This is a genomic window from Pedobacter alpinus, assembly GCF_042684645.1.
Classification (GTDB): Bacteria; Bacteroidota; Bacteroidia; order Sphingobacteriales; family Sphingobacteriaceae; genus Pseudopedobacter; species Pseudopedobacter alpinus.
Genome location: NZ_JBHULV010000053.1, coordinates 1 through 25,225 on the forward strand (window position 1 = coordinate 1; position 25,225 = coordinate 25,225).

Consider the following 25,225-nt stretch of genomic DNA (forward strand, 5'->3'; position numbering starts at 1 on the left):
TAAGCAGAAACTAACATTATGTGAATAACCCTACGATTTTTTACTTTTTTCATGCGTTGACCCTGCTCCCAAAGCAAATTACATTTTACTTACCTTACCATTGCCTAATTTGCTGGTGGTAATATTAGGATTTCCTAAATATTTAACTTCACCGGGTCCAACTATTGCAGCTTCTAGCTCACTTTCTGCATAAACATAAGCAACTCCATTACCGGCCAATTTCACTTTTACAGTTTCTGCAATTAGCTTATCTGCATTTACATCGCCAGAGCCAGACATCGTTATTTTTAGGTTTCCAACTTTACCATCTAAAACTAAATTTCCAGACCCACTTAAAGTTATACTCGCACTTTGCGTTTTTAAACCAACTTTAATTTGTCCAGAGCCGCTAACTTGTATATCTGCATTAGCAGAATTCAAATCTCCTTCAACGGATATTATTCCGGAACCTGATTGCATTAGAGCATCTAACTTAATAGCTGTAATGTAAATTTTAACAACATTAACTGCTTCGTTCCAGTTGTTTATGTTACGTTTGGTTCTTATTCTAAGTATTCCGTTTTGAACTATAGTTTCTATGCGTTCTAAATCTTCTTCAGAGCCTTCAACCTCAATACTTTCTTTATCGCCCATGCGTACATAAACCTCAAAAGCACCAGAATTGGCTATTCCATGAAAGTTTTTTATGGTACGGTTATCTTGTGCATGAACACTTAAAACAGAGAAAACTATTATTGATAAGAAAATTAATATTGCCTTTGATTTTTTCATTTTGAAAATACTGTTTCAATTATAGACGTATAAATTGGGAAATAGTTGCATTAGTTCTCTATAATTTTTAAATCGATATAAAAATCTTCGCTAACTATCACATTTTTAGCTTCTACAATATTTGGAACAACTTGCCAATTTTTTGTAGGTTTTATCCATGTTTTATTTTTATCAGCCAATTGCAAAGGCATATCAAAATCAATAACATTGGCTAACCAACGGCACTCTACATTGCTACCATTTTGCCTGACTTCTAAAACCGGAATGCTTCTGAATTTCAAATATTGGTTAAAGACTTTGGTTAAGTTTAAACCCGACTGTTGGTTAAAATAATTCACCACATCTGCTGTAGTACACGTTATTTTTCCAAATTTTTTATTCATTCCAATCAGCATTGAACGCCATTTTTTATCATCGTTAACTAGCTGCCTAATGGTATGAAGCATGTTTGCGCCTTTATAATACATATCACCAGAACCTTCTTTATTTACACCATACGGGCCAATAATTGGTTGGTCGTTAGAAATGTTTTTTCGCAAACCTCTCACATATTCGGCTCCCGCATTTTTACCATAATGGTATTCTGTAAATAAATTTTCGGAGTAACAGGTAAAGCCCTCATGTATCCACATATCTGCAATATCTTTAGAGGTGATATTATTCCCAAACCACTCATGTCCAGCTTCATGCACAATAATAAAGTCCCACTTTAAACCCCAACCAGTTCCTGATAAATCTTTACCTAAATAACCTCTTTTATACTGATTACCATAAGCAACTGCGCTTTGATGTTCCATTCCTAAATGCGGCGTTTCTACTAATTTAAAGCCATCTTTGTAAAAAGGATATGGACCAAACCAATGTTCAAAAGCTGCTAACATTCGCTTTACATCGGTAAATTGCTTTTTGGCTTTGGTTTCATTTTCGGGCAGTACATAATAATCTATAGTTAAGTTGCCGTTTAAGCCTGCATAATTATCATTAAAGTGTGCGTAGTTGGCTGCATTTACTGCTATGTTATAGTTGTTAATTGGGTTAACAACTTTCCAATCGTAACGGGTATAACCATCTTTTAGCTCTGTTTTACCAACTAGCCTGCCGTTAGAAACATTCATAATTTCTTTAGGAACGCTTACGCTGATGAGCATGCTATCCACTTCATCTGCTTGTTGGTCTTTTGTTGGCCACCATATACTTGCACCAACTCCTTGGCAAGCTGTTGCAATCCAATCTTTACCGTCATCATGTTTTGCAAATACAAAACCTCCATCCCAAGGCGCTCTTTTTGCAACAATTGGTTTACCCGAATAGTAAACGGTAAAACTATCTTGCTTACCTTTTAAAATCTCTTGGTTAAAAGTTAAAAAAACTGCGTTAAATTCTCTTCTAAACTTTAATTCTTTTTTATGATACACAACTTTTTCTATCGCTAAATTTTCAAATAAATCAAACTGTAGCTCTTTAAAATTGGTGGTGGCTGTAAATTTAAAAAGATTGCTTCCGCTGATGAATTTCTCTTTGGGATTAACTTTTACATTAAGGTGGTAATAATTTATATCGTAACAAGTTCTGTATGGCGATGTTAAACTGCCCCGCAAAGAATCGGCTTTGCTAAAGGTTTCTTTGTCTCCTAATAATTGTGCACAACTGTTTAAAGAAGTTGCTAGCAATAATATATATGTGCCTATTAAAAATGGATAAACTACTTTCATATTGTTATTTAAAACTTAAACATAAGAAATATTTAAAAGTAGGTCAAAAATTCACAGCATCATTACAAATGGTTTTTTTAACACCAGAGGAAGTGGAGCTTGAGCACAAATATAATTAAAGCCTGATTAAAAGTTTTTGTTCCCGCAGATTTCGCTGATTTTCGCAGATTGAAGCATAAGATTCGAAAATTTTGGTGATTCATGAAACAACATTTCTTCTTTCTCTGTGAAAAATCTTTGGACCCTTTGTGGTTAAAACAAACAATGCTTAAAAACCAATTTTTTCAAATAGCTTTACATTATGGTAAATAAACCCAATTTACGCACTGTAAATGTAATGCGTTATGTAACTCCTTTGCGAGAAGGCGGATCTATGCCTGCAATTGCCGAGGCCGACGATGAATTTTTATATGTATTAAAATTTAGAGGAGCTGGCCAAGGCACAAAAGCTTTAATTGCCGAATTAATTGGTGGCGAAATTGCCCGCAAATTGGGTTTAAAAATGCCGGAACTTGTTTTTGCAAATTTAGATGAAGCTTTTGGTAGAACCGAAGCTGATGAAGAAATTCAGGATTTATTAAAATTTAGTACTGGTTTAAATTTAGCTTTACATTACTTATCTGGAGCTATTACTTTTGACCCAGCTGTAAATGTTTTAGATGAGGAATTGGCATCAACCATTGTTTGGATGGATGCTTTACTGATGAATATGGACAGAACTGCCAAAAACACCAATATGTTGATGTGGCATAAAGAACTTTGGCTGATAGACCATGGTGCTGCTTTATATTTTCATCATTCGTGGACCAATTGGAAAGAACAAGCCCTCTCCCCTTTTTTATTAATTAAAGACCATGTTTTATTAAAACAAGTTACACAAATAAACGATATTGATAAAAAAGCCAAAGAATTATTAACTAATTCATTTTTAGAAAGTGTGGTTAGTTTAATACCTGATGAATGGCTTACCGATACTTTTTTTGAAACGCCACAAGAATTTAGAAATGCTTATTTAGAATTTTTGAATACACGTATAAATCACTCTTCAAACTTTATTAAAGCTATTGAAAATGCAAGAACCACAGCTATTTGAGTATGCTATAATTCGGGTTGTGCCAAGGGTAGAGCGTGAGGAATTTATAAATGTTGGTGTTATTTTATATTGCAAAAACCAAAAATTTTTAAAAGCAAAATATAAGCTTGATACTATTAAATTATTAGCACTAAAAAGCGATTTAGATTGCGAAGAACTTGAAAAAAATTTAAAAGCATTTGTAGCAATTGCGGAAGGAACAAAAGGTGATTCTATTATTTCTGAATTAGATATACCTTCTCGGTTTAGATGGCTTACCGCCACTAGAAGTACGGTTATACAATGTTCTAAAGTGCATCCTGGTTTTTGTAAGGCTGATGCTGCTTGCTCTTTAAATAAAATTTTTGAGGAAATGGTTTTGTAATTAACTTCTCTTTCTCCCATGTGCTTATCCTATCAGAACCTAGTTTAATTTAATTTAATGACCTTAGTAGTGATAAGTGTAATATTTTTTATTAAGCCAATTCTCAAAAACCAATTCATTTCAATATTCCGTAAACAATTAACCATCAATTAACATTGTTAATTTTTGTTAAAAATTAACTCCTATTTTGCAATTCAAAATTTTGTTGATATGTTTACCTAAGTTTTTAGTTAATCTACCTACAACATGAAAAAAATTCTACTACTAAGCTTTATCAACTTATTTTTTATCATCAATTTAGTTGCCCAAGAATCGCAAATTAAAGGCTTTGTGATTGACAGTATTTCTGATGTTAAGCTTGCAAATACTTCTATTAGTTTGTTAAGACAAAAAGATTCTATCCTTGTGAGTTTTACTAGAGCTAAAACAGATGGCAGTTTTAGCTTTAATAACATTAAAAATGGCAACTATTTTCTACTATTTAGCTACCCAGCTTACGCCGATTATGTAGAACCTTTTACAATTGACAAAGAAAACCCAACCAAAGATTTTTTGCAAAAAAACCTATTGTTAAAAGCTAGGTTGCTACAAGAAGTTATTTTTAAAGGCGAAGCTGTTGCTATACGTGTTAAAGGCGATACCACTGAATTTAATGCCGGCAGTTTTACAGTACAACCAAATGCAAAAGTTGAAGATTTATTGAAACAACTGCCCGGCATACAAATAGATAAAGATGGGAAAATAACTGCCCAAGGACAAACAGTATCCCGAGTTTTGGTAGATGGTGAGGAGTTTTTTGGTGACGACCCTACCCTAGTAACAAAGAATTTGAGATCGGATATGGTTGATAAAGTACAACTTTATGATGATAAAAGTGAGAATGCAAAATTTACCGGAATTGATGATGGCGTTTTAAACAAAACCATAAACCTAAAACTTAAAGAAGATAAGAAAAAAGGTTTTTTTGGCAAGTTAGATGCAGGTATTGGTAATGACGATTTTTACACCACACAAGGTATGTTTAATGTATTTAACAATAAACAAAAACTTTCTTTCTACAGTACCATTGGCAATACACAAAGAACTGGTTTAGATTGGGAATCTTCCAGAAAATTTGGCGTTTCAAATTCGAATATAGAAATAGGTGATGACGGAAGTGTAAGCGTATTTTTTAATGGTGGCGATCAGTTTAGTAGTGAAAGTTTTAATGGACAAGGTATTCCAGACATTATAAATACCGGTATCCATTATGAAAACAAATGGAAAGATAAACACGGTTTAAACTTAGATTTTAAAGTTGGTAGGTTAGGCAACCTAGGGTTTAATAATAGCATCAATCAAAATAGTTTACCAAATAGCATTTTAACGAATAACAGCAACAGAAATTTTAACAATCTACTAAACCAAAATAAGTTAAATGCTGTTTATGAATTTAAAATAGACACCAACAACACCATTAAAATAGCTTTTGACAATACCAATAAAAGAAGCGATAATAGATATACAACCCTTACCTCTGGTTTTACCAATGCTGGAGATAGAATATTAAACAATGGTGAGCAAAATTTCAATCAAGAAAGTGAAGACTATAGATTAAATACCAGCCTTTTTTACGGAAAGAAATTTAAAAAATTAGGACGTTCTTTAACTTTCAGGTTTAACCAATCTTATTTTGATAATAATGCCGAGGGCTTTTTAAAATCAAAAAACAGCTTTTTTAATAATACTGGTGCTTTAGATAGTATAAACGTAATTGATCAATTAAAGCAAAACGACCAATATGGAGAGTCCTATAAAACAAGTTTAACTTTTACAGAAAAAGTATCTAAAACCTTAGCATTATCTACCAATTATGATTTTGCTATTAACGACGTAACCTCAAGATTAAATTCCTTTAATACCAACCAAGCAGGTGATTATGTTATTTTAGATTCTCTTTTTTCAAATGAGTTGATTTATGAAAGCACTACTCACCAAGGTGGTTTGTCTTTAAGTTATAAAAAGGATAAAAAAAGCATCACTTTAGGAGCTAAAGTTGCTAATTCAAAATTAAACCAAAATAACCTCATTAGTAATTTTGAGTTTAACAGAAACTTCATCAACTTTTTACCTAACGCAATATTTGAACATAAATTTAGCAAACAAAGTACGTTAAGGTTTTCTTATGATGGAAGTACAAGACAGCCAACAGTTAATCAACTGCAACCAATACTAAACAATAACGACCCGCTTAATTTGATTTTAGGCAATAAAGACTTAGATATAGCTTTTAGTAACAGAATTACGGCAAACTTTAATTCATATAAAGTATTATCAAGCAGAAGTATTTGGGCTTATGCTAGTTATAGTTTCACAAACAATGAAATAGTTAGCGATGTAAGTACTGATGACGCAGGTAAAAGAATTTTAAAATTCACCAATTTAGAAGATAAAAGACCGAGTAATTTTTATTTAAGTGCAGATTATGGTGCCAAAATAGCATCTACAAAAATTTATTGGAGAGTTAGTGCAGGCGGTAATGGTAATACTTTCTACAACTTAGTTACTGAAGGTAATAACGTTAAAAAAACTAATAAAAATGAAAGTTATAACTTAAATACTACCTTCAGTTTGTCAACTTATGAAGATAAATATGAATTCTGGCTTTCTGCAACTCCCGGATATCAGGTAAATAAATCATCCTTACAACCACTACAAGACGCTAATGGTTACACCTTAGCAATCAGAGGCTCTTTAGCTTACACCTTCCCAGGAAAAATAAGAATACAATCAGACTATACTTATAATTTCCAAGAAAAAACAACAGCATTTAACACCAATTTCGAGAGGTTTATTATAAACAGTAGTTTATCAAAAACATTCTTGAAAAAAGACAATATCAAATTAGCCCTTTCAGGTAACGATTTATTAAATCAAAACGTAGGTTTTAGTCGTTCTGCTTTTGGAGCCAGCATTAACCAAACAACATTTACTAATATTCAAAGATATTTCTTGTTCTCAGTAATCTGGGATTTCTCAAAATTTGGAAACTTAAAAAGCAACTAATATGAAAAACATCATTATAACTTTTACGCTTATTTTTTGTACTCAAATTTCTTATGGTCAGTTTGCTCGTTTCACAAACCACGGTATAATTGAATTTGAAAAAACAGTTAATATTTACGCGTTGCTAAAACCAAAAAATAATGATAATTCTTTTCAGCAAGAATATTACGAGAAATATAAAAGCACCCAGCCTCAGTTTATTAAATTTAGATCAAAACTTATTTTTGACCAAAACAAAAGTCTTTTTACGCCAGTTTTAGAAGATAACGAAAAAGTAAAAATGGGCTACTGGCTTACCAATGCTGGGCAAATAAATGAAGTTTACACCGATTTTAAAGCGAAAAATTTCAGCACTAAAAAAACAGTTTTTGAAGAAGACTTTATTGTTAAAGATAGTCTGAGAAAAATTGATTGGAAAATAACTTCAGAGGTACGAGAAATTGCAGGTTATAATTGCCGCAGAGCAAACGCCATCATTATGGATTCTATTTATGTGGTTGCTTTTTATACAGATGAGATTATTGTTTCTGGAGGCCCAGAATCTTTTACTGGCTTACCCGGAATGATTTTGGGAGTTGTTTTCCCAAGAGAACATGTAAATTGGTTTGCTACTAAGGTTACGGATATTGGGGTTCCTGATAAAGATTTTATTATCCCTAACAAAGGAAAAGTAACAACTATTGTAGCCTTAAAAGATAAAATATTAAAAGCGGGAGAGTATTTTAAAGAGAGTTTAAAGTATTTTTTGCTATAAATTTTAACCAAAGAGGCACTAACTAGCCTATTTTTATTATCAATATTTGCACTTATTTTTCTACAAAATAACGTACAAACATGTTAACTACCACTATCTCTGAATTCAGAAAAAACATTAAAAGCTATTTTGACAAAGTTTCAAAAAATTTTGAAACTCTTATCATTAATAGAGGTAAAGATAATGGTGTCGTGATTATGTCTTTAGATGAATACTATTCGTTATTAGCAACAAACCACGAATTAGGCTCTTCAAAAAATGAGAAACGTTTAGATGCTGCTATTGAAAAATTAACCAATAAACAATCTTTCGAAAAAGATTTGATAGATTTATGAGATACGTTTTTGTTGATGAATCTTGGGAAGATTATCTTTATTAGCAGAAAACAAACAAGAAGTTTTTAGCTAAAATAAACGATTTATTAAAGGACATTTCTCGTACTCCTTTTTCAGGGATTAGTAAACCAGAACCTTTAAAATTTAAATACAAAGGTTTTTGGTCAAGAAGAATTAATGATGAACATCGATTGATTTATAAAATTCAAGACGACGAAATTTTAATTGCAAAATGTAGGTATCATTATGATTGATACCATTCTTTTTTACAAACCATTAACAACATTTTTTTATTTCTGTACCTTAAAAAACTCCGATTGCTTACCTTTGGTGTAAGAAAATGAATAAAGACTTTTTAAGTACCCTTTACCAAAGGCAGCAAAGTGCACAAGCAATTCCTCCAAACGAAGAGATTGCAAAATGGGCATTACAAATAATTGGTTTACTTTTTCCAGAACTTTCTGACAAGAAATTTAATTCGGAAGAAGAAATTGAAGATGAGTTTTCGCAATTAAAAAAAGAGCTAAATAACCTTTTAGATGCTACCCAAGCTTGTAAAGATTGCCATAACGACGTTATTGCAGAACAGTTTATTGATAGTTTAAACACTATTTACGAAAACTTAAAAACTGATATTATTGCATTAAATAGCGGGGACCCTGCTGCCAATAATGAGTTTGAGGTCATCAGAACTTATCCTGGTTTTATGGCAATTGCATTTTATCGTATTGCGCATCAACTTTTACAACTTAAAACTCCACTTATTCCGCGTATTTTAACTGAATATGCGCACTCTAAAACCGGTATTGATATCCATCCTGGTGCACAAATTGGGCAATATTTATGTATTGACCACGGTACAGGAATTGTTATTGGAGAAACCGCTGTTTTAGGTAAAAATGTAAAGCTTTATCAAGGAGTAACATTGGGTGCATTAAGTGTAAGCAAGAATTTGGCAGGTACTAAACGCCACCCAACATTAGAAGACAATGTGGTAATTTACAGCAATACCACCATTTTAGGCGGTGCAACTGTTATTGGTACAAATAGTATTATTGGTGGCAACGTTTGGCTAACAAAAAGTGTAGCTCCAAATTCAACTGTTTACCATACTCCAACTATAAAAGTGGTAGAAAATTCAAACTTAACAGAATCATGAGTACAATTATAGATTTAGTAGGCAATACACCACTTGTAGAAATTACCAAACTAAACACCAACGCAAATGTTAAAGTTTACGCTAAATTAGAAGGTAATAATCCTGCCGGTAGCGTAAAAGACAGAGCAGCGTTAAACATGATAAAAAGTGCGGTTGAACGTGGTGATATAAAAGCTGGAACAAAGTTAATAGAAGCAACCAGTGGTAATACAGGAATTGCTTTAGCTATGATTGCTCGTTTATTTGATTTGGAAATTGAACTGATTATGCCTTCCAACTCTACCAAAGAACGCACACAAACCATGGAGGCTTTTGGCGCAAAAGTGATTTTGTTAGATGATATTGAAAAATGTCGAGATTATGCAGAAGAAAAAGGTGCAACTGATGAATATTTTTTACTAAACCAGTTTGCTAACGCCGATAATTACTTAGCACATTATAAAACTACCGGACCAGAAATTTGGAAAGATACCGAACATAAACTTACTCATTTTGTAAGTTCTATGGGTACAACCGGAACTATTATGGGGACTTCCATGTTTTTGAAAGAACAAAACCCAGCTATTCAGATTGTGGGGTGCCAGCCAACAGAGGGTGCATCTATACCCGGAATTAGGCGTTGGCCAGCAGCTTATCTACCTAAAATTTTTGATGCAAGCAGAGTAGATAGAGTAATTGATATTTCACAAGATAATGCGACGCAAATGGTCAGAAAACTAGCTAAAGTAGAAGGCATTTTTGCAGGTATGAGTAGTGGTGGTGCATGTTATGCAGCTTTAGAATTAGCAAAAGAATTAAAAGAAGGGGTTATTGTTTTTATAGCTTGCGATAGAGGCGATAGGTATTTAAGTAGCGATTTGTTTGGGTAAAAAATATTTTATGGCAAATTAATTCTTCAGTTATAAATGAACATAAAAGAACAATTTTCGCCATTGTTTGAACCCGAATTATTAACGGAGCTTCAAAGTAAGGCTCAATACTTAAAAGCCAAAGAAGGAGATATTATTATTGATATTGGCCAAACAGTTAGGGTAATTCCAATTGTACTTTCTGGAACTCTCAAAATTTCGAGAATTGACGAAAATGGACATGAGCTACTGCTTTATTATGTAAGTGCAAAAGAAAGTTGTGCTATGTCTTTTACTTGTTGCATGCAACAATTCCCAAGTGAAGTTAAAGCACAAGCAGAAGATGATGTTGAATTTTTAGCCATCCCGATAGCAACAATGGACGAATGGATGATGAAATACGCAACTTGGAAAAGTTTTGTAATGACTACCATTCGCACCCGTTTTAATGAACTGCTAAAATCTATAGACCAACTTGCGTTCCAAAAGCTTGATGAACGCTTAATTCATTATCTTAAAGAAAAATCAAAAGCTACTGGTTCATCATTAATTAACCTTTCTCATGAACAAATTGCTAATGAAATGGCAAGCTCACGAGAAGTCATTTCTCGCCTATTAAAAAAACTAGAAAACGACAATAAATTATTACTTTACCGCCACCAAATCAAGCTTTTAAGTGCTTTATAACCAAACCCTTTTCTGTATGTGATATTTGTCACAGAATTCATTAATTCATTGTTGGATATTTGTTATACAAAATTCAAAGACGATGAAAAAAAACATGGGTTCAACAGACAAAGTAATTAGAATACTAGTTGCTATTGTTATTGCAGTATTATATTTCACTAATCAAATTACCGGAACAAGTGCACTGATACTTAGTGTTTTGGCAATAATTTTTGTTGCCACAAGTTTCATCAGTATATGTCCTTTGTATTTGCCTTTTGGTATTTCTACATGTAAAAAATCTAAATAGTATGAGCCACGAAATTGAAACCCAATGGATGGGTAAAATGCAATTTAATGCATTAATAAATGGCCATACAGTAGTAATGGATGCTCCTGAGAAAGTTGGCGGTGAAGAGCAAGGTCCCACACCAAAACCTTTTATACTATCTGCATTATCTGGTTGTACAGGAATGGATATTGTTGCAATTCTTAGAAAAGCACAAAAAGAAGTTGATGATTTTAGCATTAAGGCAACAGGAGAAATTAGCAAAAAAGCACCAATAGAATATATAGCTATACACCTTCAATATGATTTTAAAGGAGGTGAAGAAAACAAAGAAGCTGCGTTAAATGCAGTTAACGATTCGCAAGAAAAATATTGCGGCGTAAGCAGTATGTTAAAAAAAGCTTTACCTGTTACATGGGAAGTGTTTTATAACAACGAGCAAATATTTAACAACAAAAAAGAACACTAATTAAAAAGATGAATTTTATAAACCAACATAAGCTTACGATACTAGGTGTGCTCTTGGGTCTAATTGCAGGCTATGACTATTATCATTTTATAGGTTGTGCTAGTGGCACTTGCGCTATTACTTCAAAACCTTTAAACAGTAGTATTAACGGAGCAGTTATGGGTGGTTTATTGTTCAATCTATTTAAAAAAGAAATTAAAAGCCATGAGTAATAAAAAAACAGTGATAGATGTAAGAACACCTGCAGAATATTTGGGAGGAAGTGTTGTAGGGAGTGTCAATATTCCTTTACAAGAGTTACACTTAAGAGTAGATGAAATTAAAGCTATGCAGCAACCAATTGTTTTATGTTGCGCTAGCGGAATGCGGAGCCAACAAGCTACTACATTTTTAAAAAGCGCCAATATCGATTGTGAGAATGGCGGAAGTTGGTACGATGTTAACGGTAATTTAAACTAGCTATTAAGATGATACAGTTTTTAAAAACCATTTTTGGTTTAGGACCAAAAGTCAACTACAAAGAACTTTTGCAAAGCGGTGCTCAATTAATTGATGTGCGAACCAAGGCAGAATTTCAATCGGCACATATAAAAGGTGCAGTAAATATTCCTTTGCAAACTATTGAAGGCAGTTTATCAAAAATTAAAAAAGACAAACCTGTTATTACATGTTGTGCTTCAGGTATGCGCAGTGCATCGGCAAAAAGCATTTTAACATCTAATGGTTTTAAAGAAGTATATAATGCTGGTGGTTGGATCAGTTTAAATACTAAAATTAACTAAGTATGAGAGAAAGAATTTTATCAGGATGGACGTTTAAAAGAGGATTATATGTTACATTAGGAATAATTGTAATTATACAATCTGTAACGCAACATCAATGGTTTGGTGTAGTTTTAGGAAGTTACTTTGCAGCGATGGGATTATTTTCTTTTGGTTGTGCCGGCGGAAATTGCTTTAGCGGATACTGTAGCACTAAAACCCCAAAATATAATAAGCAAGAAATAGAAGATATTAGATTTGAAGAAGTAAAATCTAAATAATATGGCAACATTTTCAGAAATCATAAAATCAGACAAACCTGTATTGGTAGATTTTTTTGCAGAATGGTGCGGACCATGCAAAATGATGAAACCTATTTTGGATGAATTAAAAAAGAATTTAGGTGATAGTACTACAATTTTAAAAGTTGATGTAGATAAAAACCCAAAAGCAGCAAGCGCTTATCAAGTGCAAGGCGTACCTACATTAATAATTTTTAAAAATGGAGAAGTTAAATGGCGTCAATCTGGTGTGGTACCTGCAAATCAATTGGCAAAAATTTTAGCTAAATATCAATAGCTTAATGAAAAAGTATTTTTTTATTCTGATTTCTTTTCTCGCACTAATTGCTTCTAGCAACAATGTAAAACAAAACAACAGTAATCTTAATACTCAAGATTTTGAAGCAAAAATCAAAACACTTCCAAACGCTCCAATTATTGATGTGCGTACACCAGATGAATTTTCAAATGGACACTTACAAAACGCAATAAATATTGATTGGAATGGCAACAATTTTCAATCTCAAATATCAAATTTTGATAAAGCATCTCCTATTTTTGTTTATTGTTTAAGTGGAGGAAGAAGCGCCAGCGCAGCAGAAGCTATGCGTAATGAAGGCTTTAAAGAAGTTTATGAACTTGATGGAGGCTTAATAAAATGGCCAGCAGCAATTTCAGCAAAAACCAATAAATAATTAAATTAATAATTCTTTGGTCTGCTTAATTTAATAAACTACTTTTAATTCTAAAACAATAATACCAATTCGGTTTTTGGTTCAAAATTAGCTATATTGTGCAATTAAAAATAAAATAATGCGCAAAGAACTACAAGATTTTTCTTCAATGATTGACGAGCAATTTGAATTAGCAGAAAAATCCAATCTAACATTTTGGAATTTTATCCTCAGCTTATTTAAATAGATTAAACATTTCAGCTAAATAACTGCATTCCAATAAAAGCTGTATGGAATTTCTTTGCCTAAATCCTTTCCTTATCGCATCGTAAATTTAAAACTATCTAAACTTTAAAACTAAAACTTTCTCCTTAAATTTAGCTCTCTTTAGTTCTACCCGAAGCCTAAACCTTCCACCTCAAACTTTAAACACCATTAAACATTCCTTCTACCATAAACCTCAATCTTTAATCCTTTTTACTAAATTTGCACCCTTAAATAAAATACAGTTTTGAGAAGAGCAAGAGAGCAGCAAACGTTAACGGGTTTAACCGTACATGATATAGCCGAAGAAGGTAAAGGAGTTGCCCGATCAGAAGATTTAGTGGTATTTATAGAAAAAGCAATCCCTGGAGATGTAGTTGATGCTACCGTTTATAAAAAGAAAAAAAACTTTGCTGAAGCAAAAATTGCACATCTTATTACTCCTTCGCCAGAAAGAGTAGAACCTTTTTGTAGCCATTTTGGCGTTTGTGGTGGTTGCAAATGGCAACACATGGATTACGGGGCGCAACTCAAATACAAACAAAAATCTGTTTTAGATGCGTTACAACGCTTAGCAGGCTTAGATGTTAGCCATGCAGAAGCTATTTTACCATCCGTACAGGATAAATATTACCGCAATAAGTTAGAATACACTTTCTCTAATAAACGTTGGTTAACAAGCCAGGATGATATTATTGAGGATGAAAGAGAATTGAATGCTTTAGGCTTTCACGTTCCATTACGTTTCGATAAAATTTTAAAAATAGATCATTGCTATTTGCAAGCAGATCCATCAAATGATTTAAGAAATAGTATAGCCGCATTTGCTATCGAAAATAATATTTCTTTTTACGATTTAAGAGCACATGAAGGTGCTTTACGTAATCTTGTAATTCGTACTTCATCTACCGGTGAGTTAATGGTGATTGTAATATTTGCTTACCCAGAGGAGGGACAAGTAGAACTGGTTATGGAATTTGTAAAAGCACAGTTCCTTCAAATCACTTCTTTATTATACATCATTAACCAAAAGAAAAACGACACTTTTTCTGATCAAGAAGTACTCTTATACAACGGGAAAGCATACATTGAGGAAGAAATGGAAGGTTTAAGATTTCGTATTGGGCCAAAATCTTTTTATCAAACCAATTCTTTACAAGCTTACGAATTGTACAAAATTACTCGTGATTTTGCCGACTTAAAAGGCGATGAATTGGTGTACGATTTATATACCGGAACCGGAACCATTGCCAACTTTGTAGCTAAAATGGCTAAAAAAGTAGTTGGTGTAGAGTATGTACCAGATGCTATAATTGATGCCAAAATAAATTCTGAAGTTAACGGCATTAACAATACTGTTTTTTACGCTGGCGATATGAAAGACATTTTAAATAACGATTTCATTAATCATAACGGCAAACCAGATGTGATAATTACCGACCCTCCAAGGGCAGGGATGCACCCAGAGGTGGTAGAGCGTTTAATGGAAATGGAAGCTGATAAAATTGTGTACGTAAGTTGTAATGCTGCCACACAAGCTCGCGATTTAATTCGCTTAAAAGAAAAGTATGATTTAGTGCGCATTAAACCTGTTGATATGTTTCCGCATACGCAGCATGTAGAAAACGTTGTACTTTTAAAACTAAAAAAATGACTCCAGAAGAACTATTAGATCAAAACGGCGGACAACAACCAGCACCAGAAAGTCCGCTGTTAAGTTTAAAAAGAGACCTGGAGTTTTATAATGAAACTTTAAGAGAAGTTGCAATTGAAATTATGGTGGAGGGCTTATCTGCCTACCCTATTTTTGTAGCACACCAGCATGAAGTTGCCCTTGGCGAAATGATTTTAGACCGTACAGAATTAGGTACCAGCTGGACTATTCAAGCCTCCACATTAGAAGAGTTTGTAGAAAAAGGAATCATACAGCACTCTAAAAAAGAAATGTTTATACAAAGTTTTAAACCCGCAGATGACTTTATGTGCGTGTTTACCATTGTGCCAGAAGGTGCAAACTTTGTGTATTTTCCTTATAAATAAAAATCAGGGCGTTTGCGCCAGCTGTCGGACGAGCTAAACATTAGCCTGCCGCAGGCAAGGTATCTTTTTTTGCCATCTGCTTTATGCCGGTGGCAAAAAAAGGATACCATTTCTATCCCTAACGCAAAACAAAAATCATCTAGCTTATCCCATTTTCTAAATCAAGAAAATAAATCATTATGTTTATCATAAATTAAGAAAAACATCATGAATCCTATCCTAAACAAAAATCTATTCTTTGTAAAAGAACATCGTGGCATTTTTAAAGCCTCTAATAATTATGATATTTTTGACCCTAACTCGCAGGAAATGATTTTGCTTTGTAGAGAGCAAAACTTAGGCTTCTTTAGCAAAATACTTCGCTTTACAGATTATAAACGAATGACGCCATTCGATATTGAAATTACCACGCCGCAAGGGGAAAGCATTTTAAGAGTAAAACGAGGTGTTTCTATATTTGTATCTACCGTTGAAGTTTTTGATGAAAGAGAAAAATTAATTGGAAAGTTTAAACAAAAATTCTTTTCAATTGGCGGAAAATTTGATATTTTAGATTTAGACGACCGTGTGGTTTGTACCTTAAAAGGTAAATGGACTAGCTGGGATTTTAAATTTATTCAAGACAATACAGAGCTGGCGCATGTAAGTAAAAAATGGGCAGGTATTGGAAGAGAGTTATTCACTTCTGCTGATAATTATATGCTAAACATTAACCAAAGTGTTCCTGAAAACGATCCTAACCGTTTATTAATTTTAGCAGCGGTAATGTGTATAGATATGGTTTTAAAAGAACGATTTTAGAACCCATAGATAATTCTATTTATATGCCTATTTACTGTTGTAGCTGAAGGAATAAACTTTGTATATTATTCATGTAAACAAGAAAATATAAACTTTACACCTAAAATAATATTTAATAAAAATTTTTCTACTAATTAAAAATTACCCATAAGTAGGTATTTTTCAGGGACTTAATTTTATAGAGATTTGTTAAAAAATCTAATATAATTTTATGAAAAAAATCTACAAGAATCTCTCGGTAATTTTCATTTTAATTTTCTCTTTTCAAAGTTTACATGCAGCAACTTGGTATGTCAGAAAAAATGCTACTGGCGATGGTAAAGCGCCAAACTATGCTTTAAGCACCTTAGCAGCAGCAATTGCAGCCTCTTCCGCTGGTGATGTTATTGATATTGGGAATGGTGAATTTTCTGAAAGTGGTTTAATAGTGAATAAACAATTAACCATACAAGGTACAAAAGACGAAAACACCATTTTTAAAGGAAACGGTGGTAATTTTATCACTTTTACAGCAGGTGGAAGTTTAAGTAATTTAATGGTTATTAAAAACATGACTATTGAGGGTTATGCAAATGTTTTTTTTGATGTTCCCTCCAATTCTTTATTTTCAAACATTAATATTTATGGCTCAAGTACAAATTCTAATGTTTGGAGCGGAAATGTAATAACTTACGCTAATAATTCTTCTGAAATAAGATTTGAGTTTACTAATGTTAGTGGCTATTGGAATGATAATGAATTTGGAGCCTATACGGCTGGAAGTACAAACGGAGCCACAATTTTTAAAATACCAGATGGTTACACAGTAAGTAATCTAAGTTTTGTAAAACTTAATGTTTACGATGCGGGTATTGCTTTTCACGCTTCCCAAACAGTTTCTCCTTCTTTAACAGCTAATGTTTCAAATGTTTTATTTGATTATTGTCAATTTGAACAAATTAAATACAAAGGTATATATGCCGAAAAATTATCGGGTTTAACGGTAACCAATTCATTTTTTGAAGAGGTTGGGCAAACCTTAACAGGACAACCAGCTGCCGTTGATGTAGATTTAAAATGGCAAACCTATACTGGAAACATCAATATTACCAATACTACTTTTGCAGGTTGCGGCAAACCTAATAGTGGTACTGATTTAAATGGAGCGGCTGTTATCATTAAAGCCAGAGATTTTGGCTCTTTTGCTTCACAAAAAGCAATTTGGAATGGAAATACAACAATAGACAGATGCTTTTTTACAAAAAATAATGCAGGTGTAAAAATTGGGGAATCTTTTAATGGGTCAGGAACAGCTATCAATGAAAATAATTCACAAGGAGGATCTCTCTCAATTATAAACTCTACTTTTATCGATAATAATATTGGAACAGCTAACACATACAATCATTACGATATTAGAAACGTTGCAACCAATAGTCTAAATATTTCAAATACATTTTTTAAGAGAACTGGTTCAATTCAAAATCCATCGATAACTACAACTTTTGCTTCGGGACCAGTTTCAGATGTTAATAATAATGGAGGAACAACATCAATTAATTCTACCAATTTAACAGGCCCTTATTTGGCAGAATTAACTACTGGCAATTTTACCGGTTATGCAACTTTTAATGCAGCTTATGCTGCTATCCCTAGTGGTGGAAATATTTATATTTTAGAAGATGTAAGTCCAAATAATGGTATTCCAACTTTAACAGCTACAAAATCTTTTGGTTTATATTACCCTGGATATGTAGAATTTAGAAATAACATTACTATAAACAACGGTGCTGAAATTACCCTTTATGGGGAATTTGAAATGGACGGAAACATTGTAAACATCAATAATGGAAAGTTAATAATACCTAATTACACCAGTTTAAGTGCCGAAGAAATAAACACATCTAATGGAAGTGTTTTCTTCTCAGGCAGTTACGGAATACTCAATATAGGTTCAGGTTCTACTTCAAATATGCCAAAAATTACCGGAATCCCCTATTATCTATCAATGACTGATGACATCTCTTTAGTAGAAAACTTGACTGTGAAAAATATATCTGTAGAAGATGCTGAATTAGATGTTAAAAATTTTACACTTACCATTTTAGAAGATTTGCTTAATGATGGAGACATTGATGCAGAAAATGGTACAATTAGATTTGCAGGTACTGGGACTATAGCAAAGGTAGATAACTACATGGTAGTTAAAGACTTAATAATTGACAGAACATCAGGTATTGAAATAACTAGTGGAATTGAAATTTCCGAAAGCCTAAGTCTTAAAAATGGCGATATTTATGTATCATCCAAAACTAATGATAACAACAACGGTGGTGCAGAATTATATTTTTCTAAAAATATGACTTATGACAATACCGGTGCTACACCTGGTTATGTGGTTGTTAATAATAATTATGATGCTGAAATAGGAAAAGTTTTTAGTGCTTCCAATTTAAACTTTGTATTCCCTTTAGCAACTTTTGTAAATGGAAATAAAACAAGCATTCCTATTACAATTAATTTAAATGCTTCAACAGTTTTTGATGATGAAAATAATGACGGAGACGAAATAGGCTATTTATATTTAGAATTTAACAGAGGCTTAAATACAAATGCACCAATAGGAACTTCCAAATATGCAGGCTTTTCATGGGGAATTGAGGCCGAAGAGATGTCTAATGTAAATTATACCGCAACTTTTGGATATAACGAGAACACTTTTAATAGTGGCTTAACAGAAACAGAATTAGCAGTTTACTTATATAATGGAACTTCAAACCCACCTATTAAAAGAATTGTTGCTGCTAACGGCTTAACCAAAAACACAACTGCAAATACGCTCACATTTAGTGACACTAAATTTGGTGAATTTATGTTTTTGGCTGATAACGGAACAACAGCAACTACCACAGTTGACTTTCCTGTGATTAATGTTTACAAACAAAAAGGGTACTCAACAATACAAGCTGCTATTAACGATGTAAGTACAACAGATTTTGATCTTATAAAAATAGCAGCAGGTACTTATGTAGAAAAAATTGATATCACAAAAGCTTTAACATTAAAAGGCAATAACTCAGGTGTAGAGCCTTGGAATTGGATAAAACCAGCAACTATTCTTAAACCATCTGTAACTGATTTCAACATACCGTTAGTTAGGTTATCTTCTTCAAACATTACAATTGATGGCATTTCACTTGAAGGCACAAATGACTTGTTAAATGATGATACACCTCGCACAATTAATAATAAAGGAGCTAGGGTTGCTACAGGTATTCAAAAAACAACAGTCAATGATGATGCAAATTATTCTATCATAAATAATAGATTTTCCGATTTCTCTGGAAGAGGAATAGTTATGAGTGCCACCAACGGGCAGTATGGACTATTTATTGAAAACAATAGCTTCGATAATATAATTGGTGTTAATAATTCTACAGCTTTAGGTTTAGTAACTTTAAATTATACTGCTGAAATAAAAAACAACAGATTCACAAGATGTGACAGAGCTATACAACCTCATTATAATGTATTTGGTTATGGCGATATGATTATCAATAATAATCAAATAGCAGCTTACAAATACGGTATTGTTTGTACTGGTTCAACTAGTTTTAATTTTCCATCATTAACAATATCAAATAACACCGTTACAAAAGCAGACTACACCACATGGACAGCTGACGGTCTTACTATACCTTCCTCTAACGTACTTGAGGGAATTCTTGTCGCTAATTTAGCTGGTGACAATTCTATTTTAATAGAAAGTAATACAGTTGATGGTGCATCTGACGGGATTTATGCCTTTGCAGTTAAAAAATCTACATTCTTCCCAAATAGATTTACTATAAAAAATGGCACCTACTCAAATAATAGAATTGGTATTTGGTTAGATAATACAGGGAACACTTCATATAGTACAAATGTGATAATTGATGGTGCAACTATTACCAATTCTAGTTTCATTGGAGTGCTTAATGAAAATGCAACATCAACAGGTTCATTTGTTTCTGAGATGACATTAAAAGGAGGTACATTAATTAACCACACAGGTACTCCAGCAAGTAATTACGACCCAATTCAAATTTTTGGCTCCAAAGCAAGATTAAATCAATTAAACGACACCAAGATTAGCGGTGGAAATGCAACATTTATAAGAATTATTGCCCCAGCAATGTCAGGTTTAACCGTTGACGGAAAAGACGTAACTTACGATGGCACAGTTAACGGACAGACATTCAACAATTATAAACCATCAGCCGCATTTAATTTATCACTTAGAAATGCCGTTAAAGCAAGAATTTTTGATGGGGAAACGGCTAACAATAATACCGCAGGTATTGTAACCATCCCTAATGTTCTACCTGTTACTTTAATTAGTTTTTCCGCAAAGGCAGAAACACAAGGAAATTTATTGTCATGGGTTACCCTTTCAGAAATTAACAACAAGCAATTCGTTTTAGAAAAAAGTTTAGATGGTAAAACATTTATCCAAATTGCAACAGTAAACGGTAAAGGTAACTATGATGGTAAATCTAACTATCAATTTATAGATACCGATGCTAAATTAGCAGCTTATTACAGACTTAAACAAATGGATTTAAACGGAGATGAAACTGTTTACGATGATTTAGTTAGGTACGTTAAAGGATTAGATGGTGTAGAGTTTTCAATTTATCCTAACCCTGCACAATTTAAAGTTTTTGTAAGCAACGCTAAAAATGATGTTACGCTTTTAGATATAAACGGTAAAATATTACAAACCAAAAGTGCTTATGGTACAATAGAGTTTGATATTCAAAATTTGACCTCGGGCCTATATTTACTTAAAAGCGGTAATGATTCAGCTAAGTTTATAAAACAGTAAATTTCCCTTCAAATTATAAATAAAATCTATTAAGGCTAATTAATGTAGCCCAAATAGATTTTATTTTAAAGTGTTTTTAAAAACAAAAATGTTTTATGAAAAGCAGCAACTTTAATCATTAATCGCTTTCCACAGCAAATCTTTCAATTCTATCAAGTTTTTGTTTGCTAAAGAAGAAATAAAAATAGACGGAATTCCTTTTGGCAATTGCTCTACCATTTCCTTTTGCAATTCATCATCTAACAAATCTGTTTTGGTAATGGCAATTACTTTGGGTTTTTGCAATAACTCTGGATTGTAGGCAGTTAACTCAGCTAATAAAATCTCATACTCTTCTTTAATGGTACGCGAAGTGTCTGCTGGAACCATGAATAACAATACCGCATTTCGTTCTATATGGCGCAAAAATCTAAATCCTAAACCTTTACCTTCAGATGCTCCTTCAATAATACCCGGAATATCGGCCATAATAAAAGACTGATGCCCGCGATAAGAAACGATACCTAAATTAGGAACAATAGTAGTAAATGGATAATCTCCTATTTCTGGTTTTGCAGCAGTAATTACAGACAATAAAGTTGATTTACCAGCATTCGGAAAACCTACCAAACCAACATCTGCTAAAACTTTAAGCTCTAATATTCTCCAAGCCTCTTCGCCAGGCAACCCTGGTTGTGCATAACGTGGTGTTTGGTGCGTTGGAGATTTAAAGTGTGAATTTCCTAAGCCACCTTTTCCACCTTTTAACAATATTTTTTCTTCTCCGTCTTCTGTAATTTCAAAAAGCACTTCACCGGTTTCGGCATCTTTGGCAATAGTACCTAATGGCACTTCTAAAATTTCATCTCTACCCATTTTACCCGATTTCATGGTTGCGCCACCAGCACCACCTTCTCCGGCAAAAACATGTTTCCTAAATTTCAAATGCAGCAAAGTCCACAATTGAGCATTGCCTCTTACAATTACATGGCCACCTCTGGCGCCGTCTCCACCTGCTGGCCCACCCATACTTGTTTTTTTATCTCTGTGTAAATATGCAGAACCGGGGCCACCGTTTCCAGATTTACATGAAATTTTAACGTAATCAACAAAGTTTGTTCCCTGAGACATTTTGAATATTTAAGCTCCTTTAACGGAGATGAATTTAAATTTAAAACCCTAACACTAATAACAAAGAAACTGCTTAATCTCGTAAAATTAAGCAGTTTCTTAATGCTATTAAAGCATTTAAAGTTTTTCTACTACAGCTTTAATTGCTGTGAAAATTCCATCGATAGTACCAATTCCTGCTACCGAGTAAAATTTACTTTGTGCTTTATAAAAGTTAGCCACAGGAGCTGTTTTACTAGTATATTCCTGTACTCTTTTTCTAATAATTTCTGGGTTTTGATCATCTGGTCTGCCAGAATCTTTACCTCTTATTAATAATCTTTTCTCTAATTCAACTTCATTAACCTCTAAAGCAATCATTGCAGAAATTGCGTCATTTTTAGATGCCAAAACTTGATCTAAAGCTTCTGCTTGTGCTACTGTACGAGGAAAGCCGTCAAATATAAATCCTTTAGCGTCTTTATTGCTGTCTAACTTGTTAGAAATCATGCCAATTACTACCTCATCTGGCACTAATAAACCTTGATCCATTAATTTTTTTGCTTCTAAACCAAGCGGAGTTCCATTACTTATCTCGCCTCTTAAGATATCACCGGTTGATAGGTGTACTAAGTTATATTGCTGTATTAAGTTTTGAGATTGTGTGCCTTTACCAGCACCCGGAGGGCCAAAGAGAACAATATTTAGCATATATGATTTTGATTAAAATTTAAAAAGCCTTTTTGCTTTGGCAAAAAGGCTTTACCTTAAAATTAATGTGAACCTGAAGGGATTCGAACCCCTAACCTCCTGATCCGTAGTCAAGTGCTCTATCCAGTTGAGCCACAGGTCCATAATGTTAAATTATTTTTCCTTCTTAAGTTAAACTAAATGTTTTCTCTTAAATCGGATTGCAAAAATAGGCATTCATATTTGTTTTGCAAAATTTTTTATCAAAATCCCTATAAATCAATTATAAAGTATTGTGCTTTAGTATGCTTAAGTTTATTAGATAATACTTTTATTGAAAACTCAATCTTGCAATAACAATTTCCAAGCGTCTTCTACCCTACCCTTATCCAACCATACAACCGCTTTTAAATGCAATTGGGTGGTACGTGTTTTATTATCGCCAATTGTGCTATCTAAAATTTCTTTTACCTCCATGTTTTTTGCAAACGCTTCTACTTCTTCTGCTGTTGGTAAATGCTCCACATTTGCCAATTGCCCCAAATGGTTGCCTGTTAAAATATTTGAATTTTTAATATCATCAGATAAAGCATCAATACCTATCCCTAATTTTGATAAAGGTTTTGCAACCTCAAATAAGCTTTCTGGAGTGATACGGCTATACCAATTGCCGCCCAAACGGGCAACTTGGTCTATTTTAAATATATCAATTTTACCATTTTCATCTAAAACACTTTCATCAATATGGATCATTATTACCTCAGCAACTACAATGGTTCCTGCACCACCTTCTTTCCCTAAAGGAATAACTTGGTTAACTTTACACTCTAGTTGAACTGGAGCTTCTTTCACACGAGGTGGTTTAATATTTTCAGAAGCAATTTCGGTAAATCCTGCCTTAACAAATTCATTTATACCTTTTGGGTATTCTGTACTCGCCAAAGAAGTTTGTTGCACCATTTTGTAGTTCACAATATTGATCACAACTTCTGGCACTTCTAAAATATTATCCAATGTGTTTTTAGAACTTCCGTCCCTACCCCTTAGTACTGGTGAAAAAACACAGATTGGTGGGTTTGAGCTCATCATATTAAAGAAACTAAACGGACTTAAATTTACATTTCCTTTTTTATCTATGGTTGATGCAAAACAAATAGGACGAGGAGCCACAGCGGCGCTTAAAAGTTGATAAGTTTCTGTATTGGTTAAATCTGATACTTTAAGCGACAACATTTGTATTTTTTTTAAGTGCTAAAATAGAGAAATCTGTTTCTTCGGCAACTATAATATTACTTAATACACCTAAACCAGTAATCTCTAATTCTATAATATCGCCTATTTGCAACCATTGCGGTGTAAAGTTTGGATCTTCTAAAATTGCTGAACCGTTTAATTCTAAAAAACAACCAGTACCTACAGTACCAGAGCCAATTACATCCCCGGGTAAAACATCTACCCCGTAAGCACAACGCTCTATAATTTCGGCAAATGTCCAATCCATACTTTCTAAATTACCTGATGAAACTTCTTTTCCATTAACTCGGCACTTCATGCCTAATTGATAACTATTTCCTGTATGACCTTCTTTTGTAAAAACTCTGTACGGCTCTAGTTCGTTTGGAGTAACTAACCACGGACCTAAAGCCGTAGCAAAATCTTTACCTTTTGCTGGTCCTAAATTCAGTTTCATTTCTTCCAACTGCAAAGTTCTCGCACTAAAATCATTCATAATCATATAGCCCGCTATATAATCATCCGCATCACTAGCTTTTATATTTCTTCCCTTTTTATTTAAAACCACCGCTACTTCTAGCTCAAAATCTAACTGCTGCAAATGATCTGGCATAACTTTAACCTCACCCGTTCCTACTATTGAATTATGATTTGCGAAGTAAAACACAGGAAATTCATCAAATTCTGTTACCATTGGCGCATTTCTGTTCTTCCTAGCTGTAGCCACATGTTGTTTAAATGCATAAGCATCTCTGCAAGATGTTGGATGAGGGACTGGAGCCAATAACTCAAAAAATATTTCTTGTTTGGCTATTATTTTACCAGAAACTAAATCGTTATAAACCGCATGAGCAGCATCCATTAGTGCTTCTCCTCCGCGTAAAAACTCATTCATGTTATCAGGAATGACATGGTTTAGCGAGTTTAGGTTATAAATTTTACCACTCAGATAAATCCCTAAATGCTCCATTTCTTCTGTTTTGTAGGATACTAGTTTCATAACTTAATAAAATTAATTTGAGTTAGATTGGTTAATTTTGT

27 protein-coding genes and 1 tRNA gene are annotated in these 25,225 nt (G+C 33.1%); 21 read left to right on the forward strand and 7 right to left on the reverse strand.

The features are described from left to right. Positions 1-78: 78 nt before the first annotated feature. Entirely contained in the window at positions 79-771 is a 693-nt protein-coding gene (locus tag ACFSSE_RS16760) for a head GIN domain-containing protein (RefSeq protein WP_379044392.1), read from the reverse strand. A 50-nt stretch (positions 772-821) separates the two neighbouring features. Further along, the gene (locus tag ACFSSE_RS16765; RefSeq protein ID WP_379044389.1) at positions 822-2,483 is read right to left on the reverse strand and encodes a M1 family metallopeptidase; all 1,662 of its coding nucleotides are present in this window, start codon (positions 2,481-2,483) and stop codon (positions 822-824) included. 301 nt (positions 2,484-2,784) lie between these two features. Between ACFSSE_RS16765 and ACFSSE_RS16770 the strand changes: the two genes are divergently transcribed. From ACFSSE_RS16770 to ACFSSE_RS16870, 21 genes are all read left to right on the forward strand, one after another. Beyond that, positions 2,785-3,576, forward strand: coding sequence for a HipA family kinase (locus ACFSSE_RS16770; protein ID WP_379044386.1), 792 nt, complete (start codon positions 2,785-2,787; stop codon positions 3,574-3,576). Then, complete coding sequence (locus ACFSSE_RS16775) at positions 3,554-3,940, forward strand: DUF3037 domain-containing protein (protein ID WP_379044383.1); 387 nt, start codon at positions 3,554-3,556, stop codon at positions 3,938-3,940. Before ACFSSE_RS16770 ends, ACFSSE_RS16775 begins: the two co-directional genes overlap by 23 nt. 246 nt (positions 3,941-4,186) lie before the next feature. Further along, positions 4,187-6,985, forward strand: a complete 2,799-nt coding sequence (locus tag ACFSSE_RS16780; protein ID WP_379044380.1) for an outer membrane beta-barrel protein — start codon at positions 4,187-4,189, stop codon at positions 6,983-6,985. Position 6,986: 1 nt separating this feature from the next. After that, on the forward strand, positions 6,987-7,739 hold the full coding sequence (locus tag ACFSSE_RS16785; RefSeq protein ID WP_379044377.1) for a GLPGLI family protein: 753 nt from the start codon (positions 6,987-6,989) through the stop codon (positions 7,737-7,739). A gap of 80 nt (positions 7,740-7,819) precedes the next feature. Then, the gene (locus ACFSSE_RS16790) at positions 7,820-8,074 is read left to right on the forward strand and encodes a type II toxin-antitoxin system Phd/YefM family antitoxin (protein ID WP_379044373.1); all 255 of its coding nucleotides are present in this window, start codon (positions 7,820-7,822) and stop codon (positions 8,072-8,074) included. Between the two features lie 95 nt (positions 8,075-8,169). Next, positions 8,170-8,328, forward strand: coding sequence for a Txe/YoeB family addiction module toxin (locus ACFSSE_RS18015; RefSeq protein ID WP_449304959.1), 159 nt, complete (start codon positions 8,170-8,172; stop codon positions 8,326-8,328). A gap of 86 nt (positions 8,329-8,414) precedes the next feature. Continuing rightward, a complete protein-coding gene (gene epsC / locus ACFSSE_RS16800; protein ID WP_379044370.1) occupies positions 8,415-9,233 on the forward strand; it encodes a serine O-acetyltransferase EpsC in 819 nt (272 codons plus the stop codon). Beyond that, a complete protein-coding gene (cysM, locus tag ACFSSE_RS16805; protein ID WP_379044367.1) occupies positions 9,230-10,102 on the forward strand; it encodes a cysteine synthase CysM in 873 nt (290 codons plus the stop codon). The genes epsC and cysM overlap by 4 nt, the downstream gene beginning before the upstream one ends. Before the next feature lie 36 nt (positions 10,103-10,138). Then, positions 10,139-10,768, forward strand: a complete 630-nt coding sequence (locus ACFSSE_RS16810; protein WP_379044364.1) for a Crp/Fnr family transcriptional regulator — start codon at positions 10,139-10,141, stop codon at positions 10,766-10,768. 82 nt (positions 10,769-10,850) lie between these two features. Next, positions 10,851-11,057, forward strand: a complete 207-nt coding sequence (locus ACFSSE_RS16815) for a YgaP family membrane protein (RefSeq protein ID WP_379044361.1) — start codon at positions 10,851-10,853, stop codon at positions 11,055-11,057. A gap of 1 nt (position 11,058) precedes the next feature. Then, positions 11,059-11,505 carry an OsmC family protein gene (locus tag ACFSSE_RS16820; RefSeq protein WP_379044358.1) on the forward strand — a complete coding sequence of 149 codons (447 nt, stop codon included), beginning with the start codon at positions 11,059-11,061 and terminating at the stop codon, positions 11,503-11,505. A gap of 8 nt (positions 11,506-11,513) precedes the next feature. Further along, entirely contained in the window at positions 11,514-11,717 is a 204-nt protein-coding gene (locus tag ACFSSE_RS16825) for a DUF6132 family protein (protein WP_379044355.1), read from the forward strand. Next, positions 11,710-11,964, forward strand: a complete 255-nt coding sequence (locus ACFSSE_RS16830) for a rhodanese-like domain-containing protein (RefSeq protein WP_379044351.1) — start codon at positions 11,710-11,712, stop codon at positions 11,962-11,964. Before ACFSSE_RS16825 ends, ACFSSE_RS16830 begins: the two co-directional genes overlap by 8 nt. Positions 11,965-11,972: 8 nt before the next feature. Further along, on the forward strand, positions 11,973-12,287 hold the full coding sequence (locus ACFSSE_RS16835; protein WP_379044348.1) for a rhodanese-like domain-containing protein: 315 nt from the start codon (positions 11,973-11,975) through the stop codon (positions 12,285-12,287). 2 nt (positions 12,288-12,289) lie between these two features. Next, positions 12,290-12,547, forward strand: coding sequence for a hypothetical protein (locus ACFSSE_RS16840; protein ID WP_379044345.1), 258 nt, complete (start codon positions 12,290-12,292; stop codon positions 12,545-12,547). Between the two features lies 1 nt (position 12,548). Next, entirely contained in the window at positions 12,549-12,845 is a 297-nt protein-coding gene (gene trxA / locus ACFSSE_RS16845; protein WP_379044342.1) for a thioredoxin, read from the forward strand. Positions 12,846-12,849: 4 nt separating this feature from the next. Continuing rightward, entirely contained in the window at positions 12,850-13,242 is a 393-nt protein-coding gene (locus ACFSSE_RS16850; protein ID WP_379044339.1) for a rhodanese-like domain-containing protein, read from the forward strand. Between the two features lie 490 nt (positions 13,243-13,732). Beyond that, a complete protein-coding gene (gene rlmD / locus ACFSSE_RS16855) occupies positions 13,733-15,139 on the forward strand; it encodes a 23S rRNA (uracil(1939)-C(5))-methyltransferase RlmD (RefSeq protein ID WP_379044336.1) in 1,407 nt (468 codons plus the stop codon). Then, positions 15,136-15,525 carry a hypothetical protein gene (locus tag ACFSSE_RS16860; protein WP_379044333.1) on the forward strand — a complete coding sequence of 130 codons (390 nt, stop codon included), beginning with the start codon at positions 15,136-15,138 and terminating at the stop codon, positions 15,523-15,525. Before rlmD ends, ACFSSE_RS16860 begins: the two co-directional genes overlap by 4 nt. Positions 15,526-15,732: 207 nt before the next feature. Then, on the forward strand, positions 15,733-16,326 hold the full coding sequence (locus ACFSSE_RS16865) for a phospholipid scramblase-related protein (protein WP_379044330.1): 594 nt from the start codon (positions 15,733-15,735) through the stop codon (positions 16,324-16,326). A gap of 211 nt (positions 16,327-16,537) precedes the next feature. Beyond that, complete coding sequence (locus ACFSSE_RS16870) at positions 16,538-21,172, forward strand: T9SS type A sorting domain-containing protein (protein ID WP_379044327.1); 4,635 nt, start codon at positions 16,538-16,540, stop codon at positions 21,170-21,172. Positions 21,173-21,283: 111 nt separating this feature from the next. On the opposite strand, the gene obgE is transcribed toward ACFSSE_RS16870, so the two are convergent. The 5 genes from obgE to ACFSSE_RS16895 form a co-directional block, all read right to left on the reverse strand. Next, positions 21,284-22,282, reverse strand: coding sequence for a GTPase ObgE (gene obgE, locus ACFSSE_RS16875; RefSeq protein WP_379044324.1), 999 nt, complete (start codon positions 22,280-22,282; stop codon positions 21,284-21,286). A gap of 117 nt (positions 22,283-22,399) precedes the next feature. Beyond that, entirely contained in the window at positions 22,400-22,972 is a 573-nt protein-coding gene (locus ACFSSE_RS16880; protein ID WP_379044321.1) for an adenylate kinase, read from the reverse strand. A gap of 68 nt (positions 22,973-23,040) precedes the next feature. Further along, positions 23,041-23,114 (reverse strand) — tRNA-Arg (locus ACFSSE_RS16885). 179 nt (positions 23,115-23,293) lie between these two features. Beyond that, positions 23,294-24,184, reverse strand: a complete 891-nt coding sequence (locus tag ACFSSE_RS16890) for a flavin reductase family protein (RefSeq protein ID WP_379044319.1) — start codon at positions 24,182-24,184, stop codon at positions 23,294-23,296. Next, positions 24,171-25,184 (reverse strand): fumarylacetoacetate hydrolase family protein, encoded by a 1,014-nt coding sequence (locus ACFSSE_RS16895; protein ID WP_379044317.1) that lies wholly within the window; start codon positions 25,182-25,184, stop codon positions 24,171-24,173. The genes ACFSSE_RS16890 and ACFSSE_RS16895 overlap by 14 nt, the downstream gene beginning before the upstream one ends. Positions 25,185-25,225 lie beyond the last annotated feature (41 nt).